At 63.9% G+C, this 2,896-nt stretch carries 3 protein-coding genes; 2 read left to right on the forward strand and 1 reads right to left on the reverse strand.

What is annotated here, in order from left to right; translation table 11 throughout:
• Positions 1-181: 181 nt before the first annotated feature.
• Entirely contained in the window at positions 182-403 is a 222-nt protein-coding gene (locus ACXJL8_RS38095) for a biotin/lipoyl-containing protein (protein WP_011086715.1), read from the reverse strand.
• Positions 404-498: 95 nt separating this feature from the next.
• On the opposite strand from ACXJL8_RS38095, the gene ACXJL8_RS38100 reads away from it, so the two are divergent.
• Entirely contained in the window at positions 499-1,473 is a 975-nt protein-coding gene (locus ACXJL8_RS38100) for an IclR family transcriptional regulator (RefSeq protein ID WP_456618707.1), read from the forward strand.
• Positions 1,403-2,896 (forward strand): acyl-CoA carboxylase subunit beta (locus ACXJL8_RS38105; protein ID WP_456686712.1); only part of this gene is annotated, 1,494 nt, incomplete at its 3' end. The genes ACXJL8_RS38100 and ACXJL8_RS38105, both read left to right, overlap by 71 nt.

Consider the following 2,896-nt stretch of genomic DNA (forward strand, 5'->3'; position numbering starts at 1 on the left):
CAGCCCACGAAGCATGTTCCCCTCCAATGATCATCGCGTTTGCCGCGAAGATTTTCGTTCTTTGTTTGAAACAGATTTTTATTGAGACAGATCATGTCATCGCGATCAAGCGATGGCAACGCCGTACCGCGAAGGCGGGAAGTAGGCTGACAGATTGTCGCGGAAACTACGGATAATGCAGTCAGCTCGCGACGATCGCGATGGCCTGTCCTTCGGCAACGACGTCGTCGAGCTTGACGAGAAGTGATGTGATCGTGCCGCTCGCGGGCGAGGGCACGGGTATCTCCATCTTCATCGCCTCGACCACTACAACGTCGTCGCCATCCGCAACAGTTCCTCCAACTTGCACGGGAGTTGCGCAGATGCGGCCCGCAACTTCAGTGACGATCTTTATTTCTGGCATGCCAATCGCCTTTTTGTTGTGGTGGCAAAATGCCTGAGGTAGCTTCGTCTGCAAGCGGAATTTAATTCCGCACAGCGGAACAACTGGTAGGGAACATGGGACGACGTTCGGAGCGGTTGAGTAGGCAAGGAGTCCTCGCCGGTGATGCCGGTGAAGGTGATGTCATCCAGGTGGTCTCGCGCGCGTTCGACGTGTTGCGATGCTTCGAGGGGCACGAAGCCCGGCTCGGCAATCTCGAGATTTCAAATCGCTGCGGTCTGCCGCGCTCGACGGTGTCGCGGCTCACGCACACGCTGACGCGGATGGGCCAACTGGTCTACCTGCCGCGCGATCAGAAGTATCGCATCGGCCCGAGCGCTGTTGCGATGAGCGCCTCGATGATGAAGGGCGCGCAACTGCGCAGCATGATCCGGCAGCGGCTCCAGGAAGTCGCCGAGCAATTGCCGGGCACGGTCGGCTTCGTCGTCCCCGATCGCTTCCACCTCGTCTATCTCCAGTTCGCGCGCTCGGCGACCGCACTCGGTCTGCACGAGGGCACCGGCAGCCGCATCTCGATGGCTTCGACCGCCGCGGGCGCGGCCTACACCGCGGCGCTGGCGCCTGAGATCGGCGATGCCTTCATCGCGGAGATGGAACGGGAAGCTCCCGAGGCTGCCAAGATCCTGAAGCCCCGCATCGAGGCCAACCGGCAGTCGCTGCGCGAGCACGGCTATGTCGTGGCCTGCGGCCTGTGGAGCCCGCACATCAATGGGCTCGCGGTGCCGATCTGGTCGCCGCAATATCAGACCTTCGTGGTCATCACGATCGGCCTGCTGTCGGCGATGTATGATGAGCAACGGCTGCATGCCGAGGTCGCGCCGCTGATGGTCGCGCTCGGCCGCTCGCTCGGCAGCCTGCTCGAAGGCGCGGAAGGCGACGTCTTCAACAACCGTATCTCGCGTAAACCGGTCGCGATGGCCGTGCATAACAATAACAAGCCGATCAATTCGGAGGGAGTGAATGAACTGGAAGCCGGAACTCGACGAGCTCGCCCGGCGCGAAGCCTTCGCGCGGGAGATGGGCGGCGTTGACAAGGTCAAGCGACAGCATGACCAGGGCCGGCTGACTGTTCGGGAGCGTATCGACGGACTGATCGACAGAGGCAGCTTTCACGAGATCGGTGCCGTCTCCGGCATCGGCGAATACGATCCAGCGGGCGAGCTGAAGCACGTGACGCCGGCGAACTGCGTGTTCGGCCGCGGCAAGGTCGACGGCCGCACCGTGGTCGTGGTCGGCGATGATTTCACCGTGCGCGGCGGCTCGGCGGATGCCTCGATCTCGGCCAAGCCCTTGATGGCGGAAGAGATGGCGCACGACTTCCGTCTGCCCATCGTCCGCATTATCGAAGGCTCCGGCGGCGGCGGCTCGGTCAAGACCATCGAGACCAAGGGCGCGGCCAATCTGCCCGGCGGCGTTGGCGGCACGCGCTGGTATCGCTTCACGACCGAAAACCTGTCGCGCGTACCCGTGGTCGCGCTGGGGCTCGGCTCGGTTGCGGGCCTTGGTGCCGCGCGCCTTGCCGCCAGTCACTACTCCATCATGACAAGGAAGTCCGCGATGTTCGTCGCGGGGCCGCCGGTGGTGAAGGCGCTGGGGCAGGACCTCTCGAAGGAGGAGCTCGGCGGCGCCGATATCCAGACCCGCGCCGGCGCGGTCGATCACGCGGTCGATAMGGAAGAAGAGGCGTTTGCCTGCGCGCGGCGCTTCCTGTCCTATCTGCCGTCGTCGGTTTACGAACTGCCGCCGACCTTGCCCTGCACCGACAATCCGGAGCGCACCGAAGAGGCGCTGATGAACGCGGTGCCGCGCAACCGCAAGCAGGTCTACAAGATGCGACCGATCATCGAGCAGGTCGTGGACAAGGGCTCGTTCTTCGAAGTCGCAAAGAATTTTGGCAAGCCGATCATCGTTGGCCTCGCGCGGCTCGAGGGCAGGGCGGTGCTGCTGCTCGCCAGCGACAGCTTTCACTATGGCGGCTCCTGGACGGCGGATGCCTGCCAGAAGGTGGTGCGCTGGGTCGATTTCGCCGAGACCTTCCATCTGCCGATCGTCTATCTCATGGACTGCCCGGGCTTCATGATCGGCCTCGATGCCGAGAAGGCCGCCACCATCCGCCACGGCGTCCGTGCCATGGCGGCGGTCAACCAGACCACGGTGCCGTGGTGCACGGTGATCCTGCGCAACGCCTTCGGCGTCGCCGGCGTGGTGCATCAGCCCGCCGACCGCTTCTCGATCCGCTACGCCTGGCCCTCGGCCTATTGGGGCTCGCTGCCGCTCGAAGGCGGCATCGAAGCGGCCTACCGCGCCGACATCGACGCGGCCGAGGACAAGGCGGCCAAGCTGAAGGAGATCGAGGATCGCCTCAACAAGCTCCGCTCGCCGTTCCGCTCCGCCGAAAAGTTCTGGGTCGAGGAGATCATCGACCCGCGCAAGACGCGGTCGCTGCTGTGCGAG

Source organism: Bradyrhizobium sp. P5_C11_2 (assembly GCF_054049755.1).

Excerpts from the sequence above, each read along its gene's own strand:
- ACXJL8_RS38100 (WP_456618707.1), top strand. The coding sequence starts at position 499 with ATGGGACGACGTTCGGAGCGGTTGAGTAGGCAAGGAGTCCTCGCCGGT.
- ACXJL8_RS38095 (WP_011086715.1), bottom strand. The coding sequence starts at position 403 with ATGCCAGAAATAAAGATCGTCACTGAAGTTGCGGGCCGCATCTGCGCA.